The 22,549-nt window shown below is 71.8% G+C and carries 17 protein-coding genes; 11 read left to right on the top strand and 6 right to left on the bottom strand.

Annotation, left to right across the window (positions count from 1 at the left end; genetic code table 11):
• Nucleotide 1 precedes the first annotated feature (1 nt).
• The 5 genes from FHU28_RS18535 to FHU28_RS18555 all read right to left on the bottom strand — a co-directional run bounded on the left by FHU28_RS18535 (nucleotide 2) and on the right by FHU28_RS18555 (nucleotide 3,125).
• The gene (locus FHU28_RS18535; protein ID WP_184689689.1) at nucleotides 2-1,453 is read right to left on the bottom strand and encodes a cellulase family glycosylhydrolase; all 1,452 of its coding nucleotides are present in this window, start codon (nucleotides 1,451-1,453) and stop codon (nucleotides 2-4) included.
• A 139-nt stretch (nucleotides 1,454-1,592) separates the two neighbouring features.
• Nucleotides 1,593-1,883 (bottom strand): BON domain-containing protein, encoded by a 291-nt coding sequence (locus FHU28_RS18540; RefSeq protein ID WP_073829645.1) that lies wholly within the window; start codon nucleotides 1,881-1,883, stop codon nucleotides 1,593-1,595.
• A gap of 22 nt (nucleotides 1,884-1,905) precedes the next feature.
• Nucleotides 1,906-2,442 carry an STAS domain-containing protein gene (locus tag FHU28_RS18545; RefSeq protein ID WP_184685813.1) on the bottom strand — a complete coding sequence of 179 codons (537 nt, stop codon included), beginning with the start codon at nucleotides 2,440-2,442 and terminating at the stop codon, nucleotides 1,906-1,908.
• Nucleotides 2,439-2,750 (bottom strand): hypothetical protein, encoded by a 312-nt coding sequence (locus FHU28_RS18550; protein WP_073829643.1) that lies wholly within the window; start codon nucleotides 2,748-2,750, stop codon nucleotides 2,439-2,441. Before FHU28_RS18550 ends, FHU28_RS18545 begins: the two co-directional genes overlap by 4 nt.
• Before the next feature lie 9 nt (nucleotides 2,751-2,759).
• Nucleotides 2,760-3,125 (bottom strand): STAS domain-containing protein, encoded by a 366-nt coding sequence (locus tag FHU28_RS18555; RefSeq protein ID WP_184685814.1) that lies wholly within the window; start codon nucleotides 3,123-3,125, stop codon nucleotides 2,760-2,762.
• A 150-nt stretch (nucleotides 3,126-3,275) separates the two neighbouring features.
• On the opposite strand from FHU28_RS18555, the gene FHU28_RS18560 reads away from it, so the two are divergent.
• The 4 genes from FHU28_RS18560 (at nucleotide 3,276) to FHU28_RS18575 (ending at nucleotide 6,808) form a co-directional block, all read left to right on the top strand.
• Nucleotides 3,276-3,950 carry a response regulator transcription factor gene (locus FHU28_RS18560; RefSeq protein WP_073829641.1) on the top strand — a complete coding sequence of 225 codons (675 nt, stop codon included), beginning with the start codon at nucleotides 3,276-3,278 and terminating at the stop codon, nucleotides 3,948-3,950.
• Entirely contained in the window at nucleotides 3,947-5,296 is a 1,350-nt protein-coding gene (locus tag FHU28_RS18565) for a HAMP domain-containing sensor histidine kinase (RefSeq protein WP_184685815.1), read from the top strand. The genes FHU28_RS18560 and FHU28_RS18565 overlap by 4 nt, the downstream gene beginning before the upstream one ends.
• On the top strand, nucleotides 5,293-5,856 hold the full coding sequence (locus FHU28_RS18570; RefSeq protein WP_311773614.1) for a GerMN domain-containing protein: 564 nt from the start codon (nucleotides 5,293-5,295) through the stop codon (nucleotides 5,854-5,856). Before FHU28_RS18565 ends, FHU28_RS18570 begins: the two co-directional genes overlap by 4 nt.
• A gap of 142 nt (nucleotides 5,857-5,998) precedes the next feature.
• Nucleotides 5,999-6,808, top strand: a complete 810-nt coding sequence (locus FHU28_RS18575) for a SigB/SigF/SigG family RNA polymerase sigma factor (RefSeq protein ID WP_184685816.1) — start codon at nucleotides 5,999-6,001, stop codon at nucleotides 6,806-6,808.
• A gap of 53 nt (nucleotides 6,809-6,861) precedes the next feature.
• Here the strand turns inward: FHU28_RS18575 and FHU28_RS18580 are convergent, their stop codons facing one another.
• Nucleotides 6,862-8,859: a glycosyl hydrolase family 28-related protein gene (locus FHU28_RS18580; RefSeq protein ID WP_184685817.1), complete on the bottom strand. Its 1,998-nt coding sequence runs from the start codon at nucleotides 8,857-8,859 to the stop codon at nucleotides 6,862-6,864.
• A gap of 199 nt (nucleotides 8,860-9,058) precedes the next feature.
• Here FHU28_RS18580 and FHU28_RS18585 point away from each other — a divergent pair, with 199 nt between their 5' ends.
• The 7 genes from FHU28_RS18585 to FHU28_RS18615 all read left to right on the top strand — a co-directional run bounded on the left by FHU28_RS18585 (nucleotide 9,059) and on the right by FHU28_RS18615 (nucleotide 22,514).
• Nucleotides 9,059-10,060: a LacI family DNA-binding transcriptional regulator gene (locus FHU28_RS18585; RefSeq protein WP_184685818.1), complete on the top strand. Its 1,002-nt coding sequence runs from the start codon at nucleotides 9,059-9,061 to the stop codon at nucleotides 10,058-10,060.
• 519 nt (nucleotides 10,061-10,579) lie between these two features.
• Nucleotides 10,580-11,956 carry an ABC transporter substrate-binding protein gene (locus tag FHU28_RS18590; RefSeq protein WP_184685819.1) on the top strand — a complete coding sequence of 459 codons (1,377 nt, stop codon included), beginning with the start codon at nucleotides 10,580-10,582 and terminating at the stop codon, nucleotides 11,954-11,956.
• Nucleotides 11,957-12,016: 60 nt separating this feature from the next.
• A complete protein-coding gene (locus tag FHU28_RS18595) occupies nucleotides 12,017-12,976 on the top strand; it encodes a carbohydrate ABC transporter permease (protein WP_184685820.1) in 960 nt (319 codons plus the stop codon).
• Between the two features lie 3 nt (nucleotides 12,977-12,979).
• Nucleotides 12,980-13,867, top strand: coding sequence for a carbohydrate ABC transporter permease (locus FHU28_RS18600; RefSeq protein ID WP_184685821.1), 888 nt, complete (start codon nucleotides 12,980-12,982; stop codon nucleotides 13,865-13,867).
• 74 nt (nucleotides 13,868-13,941) lie between these two features.
• Complete coding sequence (locus FHU28_RS18605; RefSeq protein WP_184689695.1) at nucleotides 13,942-15,567, top strand: glycoside hydrolase family 13 protein; 1,626 nt, start codon at nucleotides 13,942-13,944, stop codon at nucleotides 15,565-15,567.
• 152 nt (nucleotides 15,568-15,719) lie between these two features.
• Nucleotides 15,720-18,128: a discoidin domain-containing protein gene (locus FHU28_RS18610; protein WP_184685822.1), complete on the top strand. Its 2,409-nt coding sequence runs from the start codon at nucleotides 15,720-15,722 to the stop codon at nucleotides 18,126-18,128.
• 99 nt (nucleotides 18,129-18,227) lie between these two features.
• The gene (locus FHU28_RS18615; protein WP_184685823.1) at nucleotides 18,228-22,514 is read left to right on the top strand and encodes a discoidin domain-containing protein; all 4,287 of its coding nucleotides are present in this window, start codon (nucleotides 18,228-18,230) and stop codon (nucleotides 22,512-22,514) included.
• Nucleotides 22,515-22,549: the final 35 nt, after the last annotated feature.

The raw sequence follows: 22,549 nt of genomic DNA on the forward strand, positions 1-22,549 counted from the left end.
GTCAGGAGGTCGGGAAGTTGTCGGGGGTACGGATGCGGTCGCGCATGTACGCGCCGGACTGCGTCAGCACCGACGTCCCGCTGAACGAGCCGGACGCGCACGTGCCCGGCCGCAGCGCGGCCGAGCCCTCGGGGGCGTCGGAGAACGTCCAGTTGGCGTAGCTGATCTTCAGACGGTCGAGCAGGTCGAGCCAGGCGTTGCTGCTGGCGGTGTCGACAGCGCCGTCGCCGGTGTAGGTGACGGTGCCGAACTCGGTGACGAACAGCGGCAGCCGGGAGGCGGCCCGCTGCACCTCGTTGCGGTAGTTGTCCTGGTGCGAGGCGGCGTAGAAGTGGAACGTGTACATGATGTTCTGCGCCCGCACCGGGTTGTTCACGATCTCGTCGGAGTTGCTGCCGTCGGACACGCCCAGCGAGGACCAGCCGCGGGTGCCGACGATGACCACCGCGTCCGGGTCGTTGGCCCGGATCACCGGGATGACCTGCTCGGCGTAGTTGCGGATGGTCGACCAGCTGACCCCGTTGGGCTCGTTGGTGATCTCGTAGATCACGTTCTTCTTTGCCGCGTTGCGCGCCGACACGTTGGCGAAGAACGTCTTGGCCCGGTCCAGGTTGTACATCGGGTCACCGGGAGTCAGGGTGTGGAAGTCGATGAGCGCGTACATGCCGCGGGCCTCGGCCTTGTCCACGAGCGTGTTCACCTGGGCGGTGAAGGCGGCCGGGTTGGTCTCGTAGCCCTGCTCCTGCACGTACATCGAGATGCGCAGCAGGTCCGACTGCCACTCGTCGGCCAGCACGTTGAGCGAGGTGTCGGTGTAGCAGTTGGCGAACCACTGCAGGCCGTGGGTGCTCATGCCGCGCAGCTGGATCGGCCGTCCGTACTGGTTGCAGAGGTTGACCCCGCAGACCTGGAGCTGGCCGTTGATCGCGACCGGGGTGGTGCCGGTCGGCGGCGGCGTCGTGGGCGGGGGAGTGGTCGGCGGCGGGGGCGTGCTGGGCGGCGGGGTGCTCGGCGGCGGCGTGCCGGTGCCGCCGGTGCAGACCGTGCCGTTGAGCGTGAACGAGGTGGGGCTCGGGTTCGACCCGGTCCAGGAGCCGTTGAAGCCCACCGTGGTGCTCGCGCCGGTGCCGAGCGCGCCGTTGTAGTCGACGCTGCGCGCGGTGACCGAGGAGCCGCTCTGCTGCCAGGTCGCCGACCAGCCCTGCACCACGCGCTGGCCCCCGTCGGGGAAGGTGAAGCCCAGCGTCCAGTTGCTCACCGGGTCGCCGAGGTTCTTCACCGCGACGGTGGCGGTGAAACCGCCGGGCCACGAGTTGGTGGTGTAGGTGACGGCACAGCCGGTCGCGGCCATCGCGTTCGCCGACGGCAGGACGGCCGTCGCCGCCAGGGCGAGCGCGCCGACCGCGCCGCCGACGAGCAGGTGCCGCCGCGACGGCCGGGGAATTGAGAACATGCGGGAAGGTCCCATCTGGTGGATGGTGATCGGACGATGCCCGTCGTGAACCTGCCCGGAAAGTCCGACGCGGCGACCTGGGGAGCGCTCCCACGGCCGAGCGTAGAGGCGGATGCCGATGCGTGCAACCGCCGGCGGCTCAGCGGCCGCCGCGCCGCCCGCCGTAGAGCCGCAGCGCGTTGCAGACGTCGAACACACCCGGCACGTCCCAGGCCAGCTCGGCGGCGACCAGGCGGGTCTCCGGGTCGGCCACCAGGCCGGCGAGGATCACCACGCGGTTCTGCACGGTGACGGTGATCTGCTGCCGCCGGGTGGTCCAGTCGGCGCTGAGCCGCTGGGCGACGAGGGAGGCGAGCCGGCTGTCCGCGTCGTCGGGCTCGGGTCCGCGGCCGGTGTACGGGAACTCGGGGTACGGCCAGGGCATCACCACGGGGAGGGCTCCTTCTGTTCGGTCATGACCGCGCGCCGGACGCGGATCGCGGCGCCGGGACGCGGCCGTCGACGACTGTGAAGACGCCGTCGAGCCGCATGGTGTGCAGCACGGTGAGCACGAAGCGCGACGGCGACAGCAGGCACAGCCGGCGACCGTCGCGCCGGGCGTCCTGGTGCGCGCGCACCAGCAGGCCGAGACCGGCCGAGTCGATCACCTCGAGCGCGGACAGGTCGACCAGCTCGCGGTCGCCGCGTACGGAGCGCTCCGCGAGCGCGCGGCGTACCGCCTCGGCGGGATCGACGTCGGCGACGGCCGGGCTGCCGCCCACCTGCTCCAGGTCCTCCGTGCCGAGGCCGTCCTCGGCGACCGTGGCCCGGACGCTGCACCGGGGGCAGTGGTGCGGGCCGGACGCGAAGGGCGAGCCGACCCAGTCGTGCTCGAACACGAGCGTCCACACCACCTCGGCGTCGGGCAGCGTGGCGCCCGCGCCGGTGACGCTGTCGCCGCAGCCGTCGCAGATGAGCATCATCAGGTGGTCCGCGGGGACGACTGTCACACCTCCTCCTTCCGTCGGGCGCCCGGATCGGGCGCCTGCCCGTCCGTCTCCGTGCGGCCCGCCGCCACCACGGCCAGCACGACCGCCACGGCGGCGAACGCGGTCTGCGTCATCAGGGACAGCAGCGGCGAGGTGTCGGGACGGCGGTCCACCAGGCCGACCACGATCGCGCCGAGGAGCGCGGCGGCCACGCCGAGCGCCAGCGTCAGCCAGACCGGGACGGCCTTGCGTCCCGGCACGACGAGACGGCCCACGCCGCCGACGGCGAGGCCCACCACGAGCGCTCCGACAAGCGTGCTTCCGGTCACGGCCCCTCCTCAGCGGGGTGCGGACGCGACCCGGGCCCGGCCGCGCGCGGCCGGACGGGGCGTGTCGACGACGGGTACGGCGCCCAGCCCGGAGGTCTGCAGGATGCGCCGGATCCGCGGGTGCGGGTTGCTCAGCGTGAGCACGCCGTCCTGCCGCGCCAGCCGCCGGTGCACGTCCAGCAGCAGCGCCACCGCGGCGGCGTCCACCTGTCGGCACTCGGCGAGGTCGATCGTCAGCTCGCGGGGACGGAGCGCGAGGATGCGGTCCAGCACGTGCGCGACCTCGGGCAGCCCGGCGAGGTCCAGCTCGTCGGTGATGTCCACCCGCACGTGCGGCACGGCGGACTCCGGCGGGGACGGCAGGGTTGCGGGCATCAGGTCGCTTCCGTGGTGGGATCAGTGTCGATCCCCACTCTGCGCAGCGATCTTGGAGGTCGCCGGACGGTTGTATGACGGTTCGATGACAAAAACCACGAACGGCCCACGCGATTGGGCGACCCGTGACCGGCCGGTCATGATGCCCATATGACGGCCGTACTGGTGATCGAGGACGACGACCGCATCCGGCTCGCGCTGCAGCTCGCCCTGGAGGAGGAGGGCTACGAGGCGTACGGCGCCCCGACCGCGGAGGACGGGCTGCGACGGCAGCGGGAGAAGCCGGCGGACTACGTGCTCGTCGACCTGATGCTGCCCGGCATGAACGGGTTCGACTGCATCCGTCAACTGCGCCGCGACGACGACGTGCCGGTCGTGGTGATCAGCGCCCGCGACGACACCCACGACATCGTCGCCGCGCTGGAGGCCGGCGCCGACGACTACGTGGTGAAGCCGGTCGCGATCAAGGAGCTGTCCGCCCGGCTGCGGGCGCTGCGCCGGCGGGTACGCACCGTGTCCGGGCCCGCGCCCGCCCAGTTCTTCGGCGACCTGGAGATCAGCGCCGAGGCCGGCGAGGTGCGCCGTTCCGGACGGCCGGTGCCGGTCACCCGGACCGAGTTCCGGCTGCTCTGCGAGCTGGCCGAGCACGCCGGCCGGGTGCTGTCCCGCCAGCAGCTGCTCAGCCGGGTCTGGGGCTACGAGACCGGCGACGAGCGGCTCGTCGACGTGCACGTCGGCCGGCTGCGGCAGAAGATCGAGTCGGACCCGGCGAACCCCCGCCACCTGGTCACCCTCCGCGGCCTCGGCTACAAGCTGCAGCGATGACCCGTCCCGGACTGCGCGCCCGCGTCACCGCGGCGTTCGCCGTCGGCGCGCTGCTGCTGTCCGCGCTGATGGCCCTCTTCTCGTACGACCTGACCCGGCGCTCGCTGCTCGACGAGCGGGAGCGCACCGCGGTGCGGGCCGCCTACTACGACGCGGCGGTGGTCCGCTCCGGGCTGGACACCGGCACCCCGGACGTGGTGGCGGTGCTGCGCTCGCTCGACACCGGCAGCGCCCGCCGGCCGCTGCTGCACCTGCCCGACGGCTGGTACGCCCGCACCGCCGACGTGGGTGCCAGCTCGGTGCCGATGGAGTTGCAGCGCATGGTCGCCGAGGGCAAGCCCGCGGTGCAGCGGATCCGGCTCGACGGTCAGCCCGCGCTGCTGGTCGGCGTGCCGCTGCCCGGCGCGCTCGGCTACTACGAGCTGACCTCGCTGCGGGAGGTGGAGGAGACCGTCCAGGTGGTGGGGCTGGCGCTGATCGCCGTGGCGATCATGGTCGCCGGGGCCGGCGCGGCGCTCGGCTGGTATGCCACCCGGCACAGCCTGCGGCCACTCACAGCGGTCGCCGACGCGGCGGAACGCATCGCGGGAGGCGACTTCGCCACCCGGCTCGACCCGACCACCGATCCGGATCTCACCCGCCTGTCCAGCTCGTTCAACGAGATGGTCGACAAGCTGGTGCAGCGCATCGACCGGGACCGCCGCTTCGCCGCCGACGTGAGCCACGAGCTGCGCTCGCCGTTGCAGACGCTGGCCGCGGCGGCGAGCGTGCTGCACCGCCGCCGCGAGCACCAGGACGAGCGCACCGCGACCGCCGCCGGCCTGGTGGCCGACGAGGTGACCCGGTTCCAGCGGCTGGTCGACGACCTGATCCAGCTGGCCCGCACCGAGCAGCCCGCGCACCGCGAGACCGTCGACGTGGTCGAGCTGGCCCGGGCCACCTGCCGGGAGCGGTCGCTGCCGGTGAGCCTGGTGGAGGTGGCCGACGGCGTCCCGCGCGAGTGGTGGGTCGACCGGCGCCGGTTCGCACAGACGCTGCTGAACCTGGTGGAGAACGCCGAGCGCTACGGCGGCGGTCCGGTCGCCGTACGCCTGGGCGGGCGCGACGGCGTGGGCGTGCTGGAGGTCGACGACGACGGACCGGGCGTGCCGCCGGGCGACCGGGAGATCATCTTCGACCGGTTCGTGCGGGGCCGGGCGGCGCACGATCGGGCCGGCACCGATGGCACCGGTCTCGGCCTCGCCCTGGTGGCGCAGCACGCCGACGCGCACGGCGGGTCGGCGCGGGTGCTGGACCGCGGGCCCGGCGCCCGTTTCCGGGTCGAGTTGCCCGGAGCGCTCCGGTGAGCCGGCGGCGGCTCCTGCCCGGCCTGCTCGCCGTGGCGCTGCTCGTCGGCTGCGGGGTGCCGGTGGACGACGAGCCCCGGCTCGTGCAGACGCCGCCCGGGGCGTTCCCGACGCCGGCGGTGTCCTCGACCGTCGACGGGGACGGGCGGGTGGACGAGCCGTTCTGCTTCGTCCGGGACGACGGACTGGTCGTGGTGAACCGCCGGGTGGACGGCCTGCCGGGGGTGGACACGCACCTGCAGCACCTGCTTGCCGGGCCGGGTCCCGGCGAGCGTCGTCAGGGGCTGGCCACGGCGCTGCCGGGCACGGTGGCGGTGGCCGGGGCCACACTGGCCGGCACCGTGGCGACAGTCGACGTGCGCCAGGCCGGGGAGGAGACCGGCCGCAACGACGAGGTGCTGGCCTTCGGGCAGATCGTGTGCAGCCTCACGCAGCGGCCGGACGTGTACAGCGTCGCGTTCCGCCGGGGCGGGCAGCCGCTCGAGGTGCCGCGCGCGGACGGAAGCCTCTCGGTGTTGCCGCTCACCGCTGCCGACTATCGGCCGTTGATGCCACGCTGATCGCCGTTGCTCGCCCCTATGTCCGGATATGAGGGTAAAACTCCATCGTCCGTTCGGTTGATTTGGCCATGGCCTTTGGTCTAGTGTGGCTGGCACGACCGGTGTGGGAGGCCACCCGTTCTCCGAGGACAGGAAGGGCAGCATGACCACGATGACCATGGCACCGACCGCGACCGAGGTGCAGCGCGCGCCGCAGACCGGTGAGGAGTCCCGTGCCAGCGAGCTGATCGCGGCGCTCGCCGCGCTGCCCGCCGGCCACCCGCAGCGGGCCGCCCTGCGCAACCAGGTCATCGAGGCGTGGCTGCCGCTGGCGAACCACCTGGCCGCCCGCTACAGCGGGCGCGGCGAGCCGGCCGGTGACCTGGCGCAGACCGCGGCGCTGGGCCTGATCAAGGCGGTGGACCGGTTCGACGCCTCGCGCGGCGTCGACTTCGCCGGGTTCGCCATCCCGACCATCCTCGGTGAGATCAAGCGGCACTTCCGCGACCGCACCTGGAACATCCGGGTTCCGCGCCGCCTCCAGGAGCTGCGGCTGCGCATCTCCGAGGCGAACAGCACGCTGACCCAGACGCTCAACCGGGCCCCGACCGTCGCCGACATCGCCGCCCACCTCGACGTCACCGAGGAAGAGGTGCTCGAAGGTCTGGAAGGCGCCCGCGCCTACAACGCGGTGTCGCTGTCCACCCCGATCGGCGACGGCGACAGCGCCACCGAGCTGGGCGACACCCTCGGCGCCGAGGACAACGAGTACGAGCTGGCCGACCTGCGCGCCTCCCTGGGCCCGGCGCTGGCCACGCTCGACGAGCGCGAGCAGAAGATCCTCACGCTGCGCTTCTACGGCAACCTGACCCAGAGCGAGATCGCCGCTCGGGTCGGCGTCTCCCAGATGCACGTGTCCCGGCTGCTCGCCCGCGCCCTGACCAAGCTGCGCGGCCAGCTCACCGAGGCCTGAGCCACACGTACCGCGACCCCCACCGGCCCGGCCGGTGGGGGTCGCGTCGTGTGTCACCAGTGCGAGGGCGGGGGCGGCGGTACCACCGGCGGGCGGTCGTCGCACGTGATGGTGTTCGGCAGCAGCCACGGGGCCAGCCAGCCGCCGTCGTTGCCGCCGAGGTCGGTCAGGGTGAACTCCGACCCGGCCGGGGTGAAGTGGAACGACCCGCAGTTGTTCACGCCGACCGCGCCCACGTGGCGGGCGTCGACGTCGGCGAAACGCGCCCCGCCGGCCGCGCGCGCGCTGACCACCGACGTCCCGGCGCCGTCGACCCGGATGCCGCGGAAGCGGACGTTGTCGATGCGGACCCGGTCCTTCACCGGCCAGTCGCTGACCAGCATGATCGCGTTGTAGGTGCTGTCCAGGTACGCGTCGCCGCTCACCAGGACGTCCGCGTCGATGCTGCGGTCGAGCGCGTAGAACCAGATCGCGCCGAGGCCGATGTTCCAGTTCAGGTCGTACGTGCCGGCCCGCACGGTGGTGTTGCCGGTGATCCGCAGCCGGCCGGCGAACGGCTCCGCACCGAAGCGGGCGCCCACCTGGATCGCGCTGCCCTCGCGGACCGGATCGGCGATCAGGTTGTGCGCGACGGTCAGGTCCGTGCCGCCGTACAGCGCGATGCCGTTGGCGAGCACCGGTGACTGCACGGTGTTGTACGCGAACGTGTTCGACGCGTTCGCCGTCCCCTCCGACCACATCGCCAGCGCGTCGTCGCCGCTGTTGCGGACCACCGAGTTCGTCACCGAGGAGTGGGTGACGCCGGTGTGGAAGTTCAACCCGTCCGCGACCTGGTCCGCGATCACGGTGTTCGTGACCCGCAGCCCGGTCATCGGCCCGTCGAACCACATGCCGACCTTCGTGTGGTGCAGGTAGAGGCCGTCGATGGTGCTGTGGCTGAGCGCCCCGCCGATGGCGTTGACCTGGTCGGTGTCGATCCGCTCGCGTACGTCGCCCTCGATCGCGAAACCGGACAGGTGCACGTTGCTGCTGCCGCCGTCGGCGGCGTCGCGGCCGTAGAAGCCGACGCCCGTGTGCCGGGAGCCGTCGGGCGCGGGCGTGTCCAGCGCGACCTCACGCCCCCGCACGATCGTGTGCCAGCTGCCCGCCCCGGCGATCGTCACGTCGTCGACGACGATGTGCCGGTTGACCTGGTAGGTACCCGGCGGCAGGTAGAGCGGGCGGTCCACCCGTCGGGCGTGCGCGATCGCCCGGTCGAACGCGTCGGCGGACTCCCGCCGGCCGGTCGGGTCGGCGCCGAACGACAGCGCGTTCACCGCGCGGGGGACCGCCCGGGGCGGCGCGACCAGATGCGCGTCCACCAGGTCGATCACCGTCCAGGCGGCGGCCGTGCCGCGCGGCGCGGTCAACCGGACCACCTCACCGGCCCGGTGGGTACGGCCGAGCAGCAGCCGCTGCTCCTCGTAGAAGTGGTGCGGCCGGAACGGCTTGGTGATCACCGGCGCGGGCGTGGTGGCCGCCGGGACGCAGGAGCACTCGGTGATCCACCAGTCCGGGTGCAGCAGGTCGGCGCCGGGGTCGTTGGTGAACGGGTACTGGTTGTAGAGCCAGGCGTACTGCGAGGTGAGCGTCACGGTGCGGGCGGGCGAGCGGCCGACGGAGACCCGCAGCGGCGCGGTGATCCCGCCGCCGCCCGGCGCGTCCGGGATGCTGTACCGCACGGTGAGCGCGTTCGTCGGCCGCGGGAGTGTCAGCTCGACGTACTGGCCGGGCAGCAGGCGCACGGCCCGGCGGCCGGACGCCTCACCTGCGAGTGCGTACGCCGACCGGTCCGGCCCGATCACGACGCCGGTGGTCCGGCCGTGCTCGGCCTCCTGCTCGACGTAGTCCACTGTGGCGCCGCGACCGGCAACCAGCGCGGGGTCGAGCCCGGCGCGTGTCACCACCGGGGCCGGTCCGCGCGGCGGGCCCGCCGCGGCGGCGCCGGGCGGGATGAGCAGGGCGGCGGTGACCAGCGCCGCCGCGAGGATCCTCGGCACGCTCCGCGACATCGGAGCACCCACTTTCTCGGGGGACGGGTGGCCTCGGCGGCGCAGGCCATCGACAAGGGTCCTCATGTTATTCCGGCGCTCTGTTCCCTTTCAAGCATCAATCTGCTCGCATCTTTCGGGCCGGTTGCCGCCCTTCGGGGCAAGAAGTGACCCGTCCGGTTGTTCATTTCTTGCAAGAATCCGACGTACGATTGCCGCCGTGACGAAGCGCCTGACCGAGGTCGCCCGCAAGGCGGGTGTCAGCGAGGCCACCGTGAGCCGCGTACTGAACGGCCGCGGCGGCGTGTCCGAGGCGACCCGGACCGCCGTGCTGACCGCCCTCGACGTGCTCGGCTACGAGCGCCCGAGCAAGCTGCGCGGCGAACGCGCCCGCCTGGTCGGCCTGGTGCTTCCGGAGTTGCAGAACCCGATCTTCCCGGCCCTGGCCGAGGTGGTCACCGGATCCCTCGCCCAGCGCGGCTTCACCCCGGCGCTGTGCGCCCGCACCATCGGCGGCGTGCCGGAGTCCGGGTACGTGGAGATGTTGCTCGACCACCAGGTCAGCGGCGTCATCTTCGCCGGTGGCTCGTACGCGCTCGCCGACGCCTCGCACGAGCACTACCGGCGCCTCACCGACCGGGGCCTGCCGGTGGTGCTGGTCAACGCCGGCGTCGAGGAACTGGGCTTCCCGCGCGTGTCCACCGACGACGCGGTCGCCGTCGAGCAGGCGTACGGGCACCTGCGCTCGCTCGGCCACGACCGGATCGGCCTGGTGCTCGGCCCGGCTGACCACGTGCCCTCGCGCCGCAAGCTCGACGCGATGGTCCGGGCCGCCGGCTGGGGAGACGACCGCTCCCTGGTGGAGCGGTCGAGCTTCTCGATGGAGGGGGCGCGGGTCGCCGCCACGAAGCTGATCGAGCGCGGCGTGACCGGCATCGTCTGCGCCAGCGACGTGCTCGCGCTGGGCACCATCCGGGCCGCCCGGCGCCTGGGCTGCGCGGTGCCGGCCGACGTCTCGGTGGTCGGCTTCGACGATTCGGCGTTCATGACCTGCACCGACCCGCCGCTGACCACTGTGCGGCAGCCGATCGAGACCATGGGACAGGCCGCTGTGGACCTGCTGGTCACCCAGATCGAGGGCGCCGGGGTGCTGCACGACGAGCTGCTGTTCGAGCCCGAGCTGGTGGTACGCGGCTCCACCGCCCCCGCCCTCCGCCGCTGACCCCCGGGCCTACTCACTCACCCACCTCGGCCGGCTACGCCCCGTCGGGCGGTGCCCGGCACTGCCGCCCCGGCGCCGGCGGCCCTCGACCTCTCCGGTGTCCCGTCCCTCGTGGAGCCACACAAACGCCGCATCCGTCGATCTTGGAGTTGTGGCGCCCGGAATGTGGCCCTAATCCCGGTATCTGAGGTGCCACAACCCCAAGATCGACGGTTTCCCGACGGCGACTGCGGCGTCGGGAGGCCGTGCACCAGGGCTGAGGCCGTATGGCCGCGCTCCCACGGTGGCAGCTGGCCGCCTCCGGGCTTTCCGTCGTCGAGTTCATTTCTTGCATGCAAGCGTCCGCATCTTGCTGCGATTCGTTCGCGTCGCTACAGTGACTCCACTCACACCTGACCCGGGCCGCGGTTTCCGGAGGCAGGGCGCGTGCCGGCTGCCGTTGCACCACCAGAGGCAGCCGCGCGGTCACCGCACATCAGTGAAGGCCATGGATACACCCGTTCCCGAAGGGATGGACAGATGTCCGTACCGCAGTATCGGAAGGTCGCGGCGCTCGCGCTCGCGACCGGCCTCGGGCTCAGCCTTGCGGCGTGCTCCACCAAGAGTGACGACAGCAGCGACGCCGGCGGCAAGGTCACCATCACCGTCGACTGCCAGCCGGTCGGCGCGCAGAAGGAGCTGCTGAAGAACTGGAACGACGACGTCGCCGAGTTCCAGCGGCAGAACCCGGACATCGTCGTCAAGAGCGTCAGCGTCGGCGAGCAGTGCAACAACCCGCCGGACTTCACCGCCCGCCTCGCCGGCGGCACCGTCACCGACGTCTTCTACGGATACATGACCGACGTGCAGCAGGTGCTGGACTCCGGCCAGGCGATGGACATCGGCCAGTACGCCACGAAGGACACCATCCCCACCTGGGACAGCGTCGACCCGGCGCTCAAGGAGGTCTTCACCGACGGCGGCAAGCTGTACGCCGTACCGGTGAAGAACTACTCGATGGGCCTGATCTACAACAAGGCGCTGTTCCAGCGGGCCGGGCTCGACGTCGACAACCCGCCGAAGACCTGGCCGGAGGTGCGGGCCGCGGCCAAGAAGATCGCCGCGCTCGGCGACGGCATCGCCGGGTACTCCGAGTACAGCGCCGGCAACACCGGCGGCTGGCACTTCACCTCGCTGCTCTACTCCCAGGGCGGCCAGGTGCTCAGCGCCGACGGCAAGAAGGCCGACTTCAACAACGCGATGGGCAAGCAGGTCCTGCAGAACCTCAAGGACATGCGGTACGGCGACAACAGCATGGGCAGCCGGCAGCTGCTCCAGTGGGGTGACCTGCTCACCAACGCCGGCGCCGGCAAGGTCGGCATGTTCATCGGCGCGCCGGACGCGACCCAGGCGATCGTCAGCCAGTTCCAGGGCAAATACCAGGACTGGGCGATGGGCCCGCTGCCCGGCCAGGACGGGCAGGCCAAAGCCACGCTGGGCGGCGGCGAGGGCTACTTCTTCAAGGAGGGCCTGAGCCCGGAGCAGGTCAAGGCCGGACTGAAGTGGCTCGCGTACCAGAAGCTGACGCCTGGTAAGGGCCAGTTCGACTACGTGCGCGCCAAGCCGCAGAACTATCCGGTCGGCCTGCCCCAGCCACTGCTGTTCACGAACGGCAGCGACGCGCAGAAGCAGGAGCTGGACCTGCGCAAGGCAAACGCCAACGTGGACACCACCAACTTCGCGGTCTTCGAGGCCAACCCGGTGCCGATCAAGGGGGAGCCGCGCAACGCGCAGGCCGTCTACGCGGTGCTCGACGCGGCGATGTCCGGGGTGCTGACCAACCCGAACGCGAACATCGACGCGCTGCTCAAGACCGCCGAGGACAAGGTCAACCAGCTGCTGGCCGCCGGCAGCTGACCCGACCGGAGGTGGGGCCGGCGAACCGGCCCCACCTCCCCGAGCACCGCAGGAGTCGCCTTGGCGCTCACCACCGCCCCCGGCGCCACCCGCCGTACCGGCCCGGTCGCGCCGACGCCGTCGCGTACCGCCGCACGCCGCGCCGGCCTCGGCCGCAAGGTACGGGACAACCTCACCGGGCACGCGTTCCTCATCGGCGCGGTCGCGTGCTTCGCCGTCTTCTCCTGGTACCCGATGGTCCGCGGCGTCGTGATGAGCTTCCAGCGCACCCGGCGCGGCGAGACCACCTGGGTCGGCTGGGACAACTACAGCCGGATCATCGCCGATCCGAGCTTCTGGACCGCCTGGAAGAACACGTTCGTCTTCACCGGCCTGGCGCTGGTGCTCGGCTACGCCGTGCCGTTCTTCGTGGCGATCCTGCTCAACGAGCTGCGCCACGCCAAGGGCTACCTGCGGGTGCTCGTCTACCTGCCGGTGATGCTGCCGCCGGCGTCCGCGTTGTTCCTGTTCAAGTTCTACGCGTACGACCCGAGCGAGGCGGGGCTGTTCAACGCGATCCTCACCGCGCTGGGACTGCCCACGTCGGAGTGGATGCAGTCGCCCACGATGACGATGCCGGCCATGGTGATCGCGTCGACCTGGATGAACATGGGCGGCGCCGTGCTGATCTACCTGGCCGCGTTGCAGAACATCCCCGGCGAGCTGTACGAGGCCGCCGAGATCGACGGCGCCGGGGTGTGGCGGCGCATCCTGCACGTGACGATCCCGCAGACCCGGCTGATCCTGGCGCTGCTGGCGATGCTCCAGATCGTCGCGACCATGCAGTTGTTCATCGAGCCGTTGATCCTCGCCAACGGCGCCGGCACGCAGGACTCGGCGACCTCCGTGGCGTACCTGATCTACCAGCACGGGTTCTTCCAGAACGACCTCAACGGCGCCGCCGCGCTCGGCGTGATCATGCTGGTGGTGCTGGCCGGGTTCTCCGCCGTCTACCTGCGACTGACCGCGAGACAGGACTAGGACATGGCCGCCGACAGCACCACCCGCACCCTCATCTCCCACGCCCAGCTACGCCGTGGTCGCGGCCGCGTCCTCTACTGGGCGGTGCTCTCCGTGGTCGTCGCCGGGTTCACGCTGGTCTTCCTCGGCCCGCTGTACTGGATGGTCACCGGCGCGCTGAAGTCCGGCCAGGAGATCGCCCAGACCCCGCCGACGCTGTTCCCGCGCGATCCGCAGCCGCGCAACTACGTGGACGCCTGGACCAACCTGGAGCTGGCGAAGCTGCTGTTCAACACGTTCTACTACGCGACCGGGGCGGTGCTGTTCCAGCTCGTGTTCGACACCGCCGCGGCGTACGCGCTGTCGAAGCTGCGCCCGGTGCTGGGCAAGCTGATCCTCGGCATGATGCTGGCGACGCTGATGATCCCGGCGATGGTGCTCATCGTCCCGCAGTACGTCACGGTGATCGACCTGCCGATCGTGCACGTCAACCTGCTCGACTCGCCGTTCGCGATCTGGCTGCCGCTGGTGGCGAACGCGTTCAACATCTTCCTGCTGAAACGGTTCTTCGACTCGATCCCGGAGGACCTGATGGCCGCCGCCGTGATGGACGGCGCCTCGCCGCTGCGCACGCTCTGGTCGATAGTCCTGCCGATGTCCCGCCCGATCCTCGGCGTGGTGGCGATCTTCGCGGTGACGGCGGTCTGGAAGGACTTCCTCTGGCCGAAGCTGGTCATGCCGTCGCCGGAGACGCGGACCGTCAGCGTCGGCATCTACGCCTTCGCCGGCGGCACCCCGATGAACGTGGTCATCGCCGCGTCGGTGATCGCCGCGATCCCCACTGTCGTGCTGTTCCTGATCTTCCAGCGCAACATCATGTCCGGCCTGACCACCGGCGGCCTCAAGGGCTGACCGGGCGCCGCCGCAAGCCCGCCGCATGCCCGCCGCCGCAGTACCGACCCCGCAGAAAGCAGGTGCCCGTGTCCATGGCCGACAACAGCCCGTGGTGGCGCTCCGCGGTTATCTACCAGGTCTATCCGCGCAGCTTCGCCGACGGAAACGGCGACGGGATCGGCGACGTCGCCGGCATCCGGTCCCGCCTGGAGCACCTCGCCGCGCTCGGCGTCGACGCGATCTGGTTCAGCCCCTGGTACCCGTCGCCGATGGCCGACGCCGGCTACGACGTGTCCGACTACCGCGACATCGACCCGGTCTTCGGCACGCTCGCCGAGGTGGAGGCGCTGATCGCCGAGGCGCACGCGCTCGGCATCCGCAGCATCGTCGACGTGGTGCCCAACCACTGCTCCGACGCGCACCAGTGGTTCCGGGCCGCCCTGGACGGCGGGCCGGGCGCGCCCGAGCGGGACCTGTTCTGGTTCCGCCCCGGCCGGGGACCGGGCGGTGAGCTGCCGCCCACCGACTGGACCGGCGAGTTCGGCGGACCGACCTGGACCCGCACCACCGACCCGGACGGCACGCCCGGCGACTGGTACCTGCACCTGTTCGCCCCGCAGCAACCCGACTTCAACTGGGACCACCCCCGGGTACGCGACGAGTTCGAGGACATCCTGCGGTTCTGGTTCGAGCGGGGCGTGGACGGCATCCGCATCGACTCGGCCGGGCTGCTGGTCAAGGACGGCGCGCTGCCGGAGGTCCACCCGGACCGGCCGCACCCGTTCCGCGACCGGGACGGCGTGCATGACGTCTACCGCGCCTGGCGGCGCATCGCCGACTCCTACCCGGGCGGGCGGGCGCTGGTCGGCGAGGTGTGGCTGCCCGACCGGGAGCGGTTCGCGAACTACCTGCGCCCGGACGAGCTGCACACCGCGTTCAACTTTGACTTCCTCGGCTGCGCCTGGGACGCCACGGCGCTGCGGGACAGCATCAACGGCACGCTCGCCGCGCACGCCCCGGTCGGCGCCCCGGCCACCTGGGTGCTGTCCAACCACGACGTGACCCGCCACGTCACCCGGTACGGCCGCGCCGACACCCGGTTCAGCTTCGCCGCCAAGCGTGAGGGCATCCCCACCGACCTGGAGCTGGGTACCCGACGGGCCCGCGCCGCCGCGTTGCTGTCCCTCGCGCTGCCCGGCGCAGCCTACGTCTACCAGGGCGAGGAGCTGGGCCTCTGGGAGGTCGAGGACATCCCGTACGAGCTGCGGCAGGACCCGATGTGGGAGCGGTCCGGGCGGGTCGACCCGGGCCGCGACGGCTGCCGGGTGCCGCTGCCCTGGCAGGGCGACACGCCGCCGTTCGGGTTCAGCCCCGATGGCGCGGCCGCCGCGCCCTGGTTGCCGCAGCCGGCCGACTGGAAGGACCGCACCGTCCGCGCCCAGACCGGCGACCCGCACTCGATGCTGGAGCTGTACCGGGCCGCGCTGGCGTTGCGCCGTGCCGAACCCGCGCTCGGCGACGGCACGCTGGCCTGGCTGCCCGCACCGGACGGCGTGCTCGCGTTCGCCCGCGAGCCCGGCTTCACCTGCCTGGTCAATTTGCGCGACGCAGCAGTGCCGCTGCCCGGGCACGACGAGCTGCTGCTCGCCAGCGGGCCACTCGACGACGACCGGCTGCCGCCGGACACCGCGGTCTGGCTGCGTACCCGATCGGCCTGACCGCGGCGCCGGCGGCCCCGTCCCGCCGCCGGCGCCGCAGCGACACCCGGCGGCCCGTCCCGGCCGCCGCCACGCCGCACACCTGGGGAGGAGGAAGGAGAGGCAACGCCGCACGGGGGATCTGGCCACCGACGAAAGGGAGCACACCCCGCATGGCCGAGCACCGCACCGCCCACCGCCACCGCACCACAGGCGTGGCCGCCCTGGCCGCCGCCGCGCTCGCCGCCTCGACACTCGTCGTGGTGGCGCTGACCACGACCGCCACTCCGGCGTCCGCCGCCGGACTGTCCCCGTTCGACATCGCCGGCCGCGGCGCCACCGTGCCGTTCCGGGAGCAGGAGGCCGAGCAGGCCGCCCACAACGGCACGAAGATCGGCCCCGACCGGCGCTACGGCACGCTGCCGTCCGAGGCGTCCGGCCGCGAGGCGGTCACCCTCGACGCCGTCGGCGAGTACGTCGAGTTCACGCTCACCGCCCCGGCGAACGCGGTCACGTTCCGGTACAGCCTGCCGGACAACGCCGCCGGCACCGGCCGGGACGCCACCATCGACCTGCGCGCCAACGGCACGCTGGTCAAGGCGGTGCCGGTCACCTCCCGGTACGGCTGGTACTACGGCGGCTACCCGTTCAACAACAACCCGGGCGACACCAACCCGCACCACTTCTACGACGAGACCCGCACCATGTTCGGCGCCACCTACCCGGCCGGCACGAAGATCCGCCTCCAGGTCTCCTCGACCGCCCAGTCACCCACGTTCACCATCGACCTGGCCGACTTCGAGCTGGTCGGGGCGCAGATCACCAAGCCGTCCGGCGTGCTGGACGTGGTGACCGACTTCGGCGCCGACCCGACCGGCGCCACCGACTCGACGGCGAAATTCCAGGCCGCAGTGGACGCCGGCAAGGCGCAGGGCCGGGCGGTGTGGATCCCGGCCGGCACGTTCACGCTCTGGGACCACGTGGTGGTCGACGGCGTGACGTTGCGCGGCGCCGGCCCCTGGTACTCGGTGCTCGGCGGCCGGCACCCCACCGACCGCAAGCGTGCCGCCGGCATCTACGGCAAGTACGTGCCGGGCGGCGGCTACTCCGGCGAGATCCGGCCGCACGAGGCCGGCGGGCCCAGCCGCAACGTCACGCTGCGGGACTTCGCGATCATCGGCGACATCCGCGAACGCGTGGACGAGGACCAGGTCAACGCCGTCGGCGGCGCGATGACGAACTCGGTGGTGGACAACCTGTGGTTGCAGCACACCAAGGTCGGCGCCTGGATGGACGGCCCGATGGACAACTTCACCATCCGCAACAGCCGCATCCTCGACCAGACCGCCGACGGGGTGAACTTCCACTGGGGCGTCACCAACTCCACAGTCACCAACACGTTCGTCCGCAACACCGGTGACGACGCGCTGGCCATGTGGGCGCAGAGCGTGCCGAACGTCGGCAACTCCTTCACCCGCAACACCATCGGCGTCACGATCCTGGCCAATCACCTGGTCACCTACGGCGGGCGGGACATCACCATCGCCGACAACGTCACCGCCGACTCGGTCACCAACGGCGGCGGCATCCACGTGGCCAACCGCTACCCGGGCGTCACCGGGCCGACGGCGGTGGCCGGCACGATCACGGTGGCCCGCAACACGCTGATCCGTAACGGCAACTCCGACTACAACTGGCAGTTCGGCGTGGGCGCGATCTGGTTCTCCGCGCTCAACGAGCCGATCCAGGGTGCCACCGTCACCGTGACCGACACCGACATCCTGGACAGCTCGTACGCGGCGCTGCACTGGATCGAGGGGCAGACCAGCGGCATCTCGTTCGACAACGTGCGCATCGACGGCGCGGGCACGTACGCGCTCCAGGTGCAGGCGCCCAGCCAGGTCCGGTTCACGAACGTGCGGGCCACCGGCATCGCCCAGTCCAACCCGATCCACAACTGCGTCGGCAGCGGCTTCCAGATCACCCAGGGCACCGGTAACTCCGGCTGGTACACGTCCACCCCGTACTGCGGGCCGTGGCCGCAGCCGCAGTGGGGCAACGGCCCGTCCAGCCCGCCGCCCACCAGCCCGCCGCCGCCCACCACCGCGCCGCCGACGACAGCGCCCCCCACCACGGCACCACCGACCACGCCGCCGCCGGCCGGCGGGAACCTGGCCCTGGGCCTGCCGGCGACCGCCACCAGCACCACCCAGACGTACGCCGCCGGCAACGCTGTCGACGGCAACGCCGCCAGCTACTGGGAGAGCGCCAACAACGCGTTCCCGCAGTCGGTGACGGTCGACCTGGGCAGCGCCCGGCCGGTGGCCCGGGTGGTGCTGAAGCTGCCCCCGTCGGCGGCCTGGCAGACCCGTACCCAGACAGTGGCGGTGCTCGGCTCCACCGACGGCTCGTCGTTCTCGACGCTCAAGACGGCGGCGGGCTACACGTTCGACCCGGCGGGCGGCAACAGCGTGTCGATCGCGCTGCCCGCCGGTGACAGCCGCTTCGTGCGGCTGACCTTCACCGGCAACACCGGCTGGCCGGCCGGCCAGCTGTCCGAGTTCGAGGTGTACGCCTCCTGACCCGGCGCGGCGGGGGCCACCGCCGGTCCCCGCCGCGCCACCGCACCCCCACCCCCGAACGCCTCTCCACCTCCCCCGGGAAGAAGGTGTCCGTCCACCATGTCCAGACTCCGTACCGGAATCGTCGCGGTGCTCGCTGCGGTCGGCCTGGTCGTCACCGCGGCCCCCGCCCCACCGGCCCTCGCCGCCGGCGGCCCGAACCTCGCCGCCGGGCGCACCGCCGCCGCCAGCAGCGTCAACGGCCCCTACGTCGCGGCCAACCTGACCGACGGCAACCAGGGCAGCTACTGGGAGAGCAGCGGCGCGCTGCCGCAGTGGGCGCAGGTCGACCTCGGCACCGGCCGCGCCGTCGACCAGGTCGTGCTCAAACTCCCGGCCGCCTGGGAGGCCCGCAACCAGACGCTGTCCGTGCAGGCCAGCGCCGACGGCAGCGGCTTCACCACTGTCGTCGCGTCCGCCGCCCGCACGTTCAGCCCGGCCGCCGCCAACACCGTGACGCTCGGCTTCACCGCCACCGACGCCCGCTACCTGCGGGTCGTGATTACCGCGAACACCGGCTGGGCCGCCGCGCAGCTCGCCGACCTGGAGGTGTACGGCGCGGCCACCTCCTCGACCAACCTGGCGCTCGGCCGGACCATGACCGAGAGCGGCCACGCCGACGTGTACGGCGCGGGCAACGCCAACGACGGCAACGCGGCCACCTACTGGGAGAGCCCGAACAACGCGTTCCCGCAGTGGATCCAGGCCGACCTGGGCGCCGCCACCAGCGTCAACCGGCTGGTGCTGCGGCTGCCGTCCGGCTGGGGCGCACGCACCCAGACGATCACCGTGCAGGGCAGCACGAACGGCTCCACGTTCGGCACGCTCGTCGGCTCCGCGTCGTACGCGTTCGACCCGGGCGGCGGCAACACGGTGACGGTCACCGTGCCCACCGCCTCCACCCGCCACCTACGGCTGCTGTTCACCGCGAACAGCGCCTGGCCCGCCGGGCAGCTCGCCGAGCTGGAGATCTACGGCCCGGTCACCGGCGACACCCAGGCGCCCAGCGCGCCGGGCAATCTCGCGTTCACCGAGCCGTCCACCGACCAGGTGCGGCTGACCTGGACCGCGTCGAGCGACAACGTCGGCGTCACCGGTTACGACGTGTACGCGAACGGCGTGCTGCGCACCACTGTCGGCGGCTCCACGCTGACGTACACCGACACCCAGCCGGCCGGGACCACAGTGGCCTACCACGTGCGGGCGCGGGACGCGGCCGGGAACGTGTCGGCGAACAGCAACACGGTGACCCGTACCGGCAACACCGGTGACACGGTTGCCCCGACCGCGCCCGGCAACCTGGCCTTCACCCAGCCGGCGAGCGGGCAGGTCCGGCTGACCTGGACCGCGTCGAGCGACAACGTCGGCGTCACCGGCTACGAGGTGTACGCCAACGGCACGCTGCGCACCACAGTCAGCGGCTCCACGCTCACGTACACCGACAGCCAGCCGGACAACGCCACCGTCTCGTACCACGTGCGGGCCCGTGACGCCGCCGGGAACGTGTCGGCGAACAGCAACACCGTCACCCGTACCGGCAGCAGCACGGGCGGCACCAACCTGGCGGCCGGCAAGCCCGCCACCGCGTCGTCGATGGTGCACGTGTTCGCCGCCGCCAACGCCGTCGACAACGACGTCACCACGTACTGGGAGGGCGCGCCCGGCGCATACCCGAGCACGCTCACCGTCGCGCTCGGCGCCAACGCCGCCATCAGCGCGGTAGTGGTGAAGCTGAACCCGGACCCGGCGTGGGGCGCGCGCACCCAGACGTTCCAGGTGCTCGGCCGGGAACAGTCCGCGTCCGGGTTCACCAGCCTGGCCGGCTCCGCCACGTACTCCTTCAACCCGAACAGCGCCAACACGGTGACCGTCCCGGTCTCGGCGACCGCCGCCGACGTCCGGCTCCAGTTCACCGCGAACTCCGGCTCCTCCAACGGCCAGGTCGCCGAACTCCAGGTCATCGGCGTCCCGGCGCCGAACCCGGACCTCACCGTCACCGCCGTCACCGCCGCGCCGTCCGCGCCGGTGGAGACAGACGCGATCACGCTGTCCGCCACCGTGCGCAACGCCGGCACCGCGGCCTCCGCCGCCACCACTGTCAACCTCTACCTGGGTACGACGAAGGTCGGCACCGCCGCCGTCGGCGCGCTCGCCGCCGGGGCGTCGAGCACCGTCTCGGCGACCATCGGCGTACGCGACGCCGGCAGCTACCCGCTCACCGCGAAGGTCGACGAGGCGAACGCGGTGATCGAGCAGAACGAGGCGAACAACTCGTACACCAGCCCGACCCCGCTGACTGTCAGCCCGGTCGCCAGCTCCGACCTGGTCGCCTCCGCCGTCACCTGGTCACCCGGCACGCCGAGCGCCGGCGCGGCCGTCTCCTTCGCGGTGACGCTGCGCAACCAGGGCACCATCGCGTCGGCGAGCGGCGCGCACGGCATCACGCTGACAGTGCGCGACCAGTCCGGCGCGGTCGTCCGCACGCTCACCGCCTCGTACAGCGGCACGATCGCGGCCGGGGGCACCGCCGGCCCGGTGTCGCTTGGTACCTGGACGGCCGCCAACGGCCGGTACACGGTGCGGGTGGTGCTCGCCGACGACACCAATGAACTGCCGGTGAAGCGGCAGAACAACACGAGCGAGCGCGCGCTGTTCGTCGGCCGCGGGGCGAACCTGCCGTACGACGCCTACGAGGCCGAGGACGGCACGACCGGCGGCGGCGCGCAGGTGATCGGCCCGAACCGCACCATCGGCGACCTCGCCGGGGAGGCGTCCGGCCGCCGCGCGGTCACGCTCAACACCACCGGCGCGTACGTCGAGTGGACCACCCGCTCGGCAGCGAATGCGCTGGTCGCCCGCTTCTCCATCCCGGATGCCCCGGGCGGCGGCGGGATCGACTCGACGATCAACGTCTACGTCAACGGGGTGCTGCACAAGCCGATGAGCCTCACCTCGAAGCACATCTGGCTGTACGGCGCCGAGGCCGGGCCGAGCGACTCGCCGAGCGCGGGCGCGCCCCGGCACCTGTACGACGAGGCGAACGTGCTGCTCGACGCCACGGTCCCGGCGGGCAGCCGGATCCGGCTCCAGAAGGACCCGGCGAACACCACCACGTACGCGATCGACTTCGTCAACACCGAACTGGTGTCGCCGCGCGCCAACCCCGACCCGGCCCGCTACAAGGTGCCCACCGGGTTCAGCCACGCCGATGTGCAGAACGCGCTCGACGCGGTACGGATGGACACCACCGGCACGCTGATCGGCGTCTACCTGCCCACCGGCACGTACGAGACGGCGCAGAAGTTCCAGGTGTACGGCAAGGCGGTGCAGGTCGTCGGCGCCGGCATGTGGTTCACCCGGTTCCAGACGCCACGCAACCAGCAGAACACCGACGCCGGCTTCCGGGTCGAGTCCTCGGCGAGCGGGTCGACCTTCGCGCACCTGGCGTTCTTCGGCAACTACACCAACCGGATCGACGGTCCCGGCAAGGTGTGGGGCGAGCTGAAGGACGTGGACGACCTGACGCTGGACAGCGTCTGGGTGGAGCACACCGTCTGCGCGTACTGGGGGGTGAGCGTGGACGGGCTGACCATCCGGGACAGCCGGTTCCGCAACACCTTCGCCGACGCCGTGAACATGACAAACGGCAGCACGAACAACCTGGTCACCAACTCGGAGGGCCGCTCCAACGGCGACGACGCGTTCGCGTTGTTCTCCGCCACCGACCAGGGCGGCTCCGGCGGCAACCACGGCAACGTGTTCGAGAACCTGACCGCCACGCTGACCTGGCGGGCGGCCGGGCTGGCGGTGTACGGCGGCCACGACAACGTGTTCCGCAACCTGTACATCGCCGACCAGCTCACGTACTCGGGCATCACGATCAGCTCGCTGGACTTCGGCTACCCGTTCGTCGGGTTCGGCGCCAGCCCGCCCACCCGGTTCGAGAACATCTCGCTGATCCGCTCCGGCGGGCACTTCTGGGGGGCTCAGACGTTCCCCGCGATGTGGTTGTTCTCCGCGTCGAAGGAGTTCCGTGGCATCCGGGTGAGCGATGTGGACATCGTCGATCCGACGTACTCGGGGATCATGTTCCAGACCAAGTACAACGGCAGCCAGCCGGAGAACCCGATCACCGACACGGTGCTGACGAACGTGTCGATCTCCGGGGCGCGGCGCAGCGGTGACGCCTTCGACGCGAAGTCCGGCTTCGGTATCTGGGCAAACGAGATGCCCGAGGCGGGCCAGGGCCCCGCTGTCGGCGCGGCGACCTTCACCAACCTCCGCTTGACCGACAACGCCCAGGACATCAAGAACACCACAACAACCTTCACCCTCACCCGCAACTAACCCCACCCCCGCCCCGCCCCTTCCCACCCCCGCGA

It is taken from the genome of Micromonospora echinospora (assembly GCF_014203425.1).
Taxonomy (GTDB): Bacteria; Actinomycetota; Actinomycetes; order Mycobacteriales; family Micromonosporaceae; genus Micromonospora; species Micromonospora echinospora_A.

Bases quoted from the DNA above. Each gene is read 5' to 3' on its own strand.
- FHU28_RS18535 (WP_184689689.1), bottom strand. From the start codon at position 1,453: ATGTTCTCAATTCCCCGGCCGTCGCGGCGGCACCTGCTCGTCGGCGGC.
- FHU28_RS18555 (WP_184685814.1), bottom strand. From the start codon at position 3,125: ATGCCCGCAACCCTGCCGTCCCCGCCGGAGTCCGCCGTGCCGCACGTG.
- FHU28_RS18560 (WP_073829641.1), top strand. From the start codon at position 3,276: ATGACGGCCGTACTGGTGATCGAGGACGACGACCGCATCCGGCTCGCG.
- FHU28_RS18565 (WP_184685815.1), top strand. From the start codon at position 3,947: ATGACCCGTCCCGGACTGCGCGCCCGCGTCACCGCGGCGTTCGCCGTC.
- FHU28_RS18575 (WP_184685816.1), top strand. From the start codon at position 5,999: ATGACCACGATGACCATGGCACCGACCGCGACCGAGGTGCAGCGCGCG.
- FHU28_RS18580 (WP_184685817.1), bottom strand. From the start codon at position 8,859: ATGTCGCGGAGCGTGCCGAGGATCCTCGCGGCGGCGCTGGTCACCGCC.
- FHU28_RS18590 (WP_184685819.1), top strand. From the start codon at position 10,580: ATGTCCGTACCGCAGTATCGGAAGGTCGCGGCGCTCGCGCTCGCGACC.
- FHU28_RS18600 (WP_184685821.1), top strand. From the start codon at position 12,980: ATGGCCGCCGACAGCACCACCCGCACCCTCATCTCCCACGCCCAGCTA.
- FHU28_RS18605 (WP_184689695.1), top strand. From the start codon at position 13,942: ATGGCCGACAACAGCCCGTGGTGGCGCTCCGCGGTTATCTACCAGGTC.
- FHU28_RS18610 (WP_184685822.1), top strand. From the start codon at position 15,720: ATGGCCGAGCACCGCACCGCCCACCGCCACCGCACCACAGGCGTGGCC.
- FHU28_RS18615 (WP_184685823.1), top strand. From the start codon at position 18,228: ATGTCCAGACTCCGTACCGGAATCGTCGCGGTGCTCGCTGCGGTCGGC.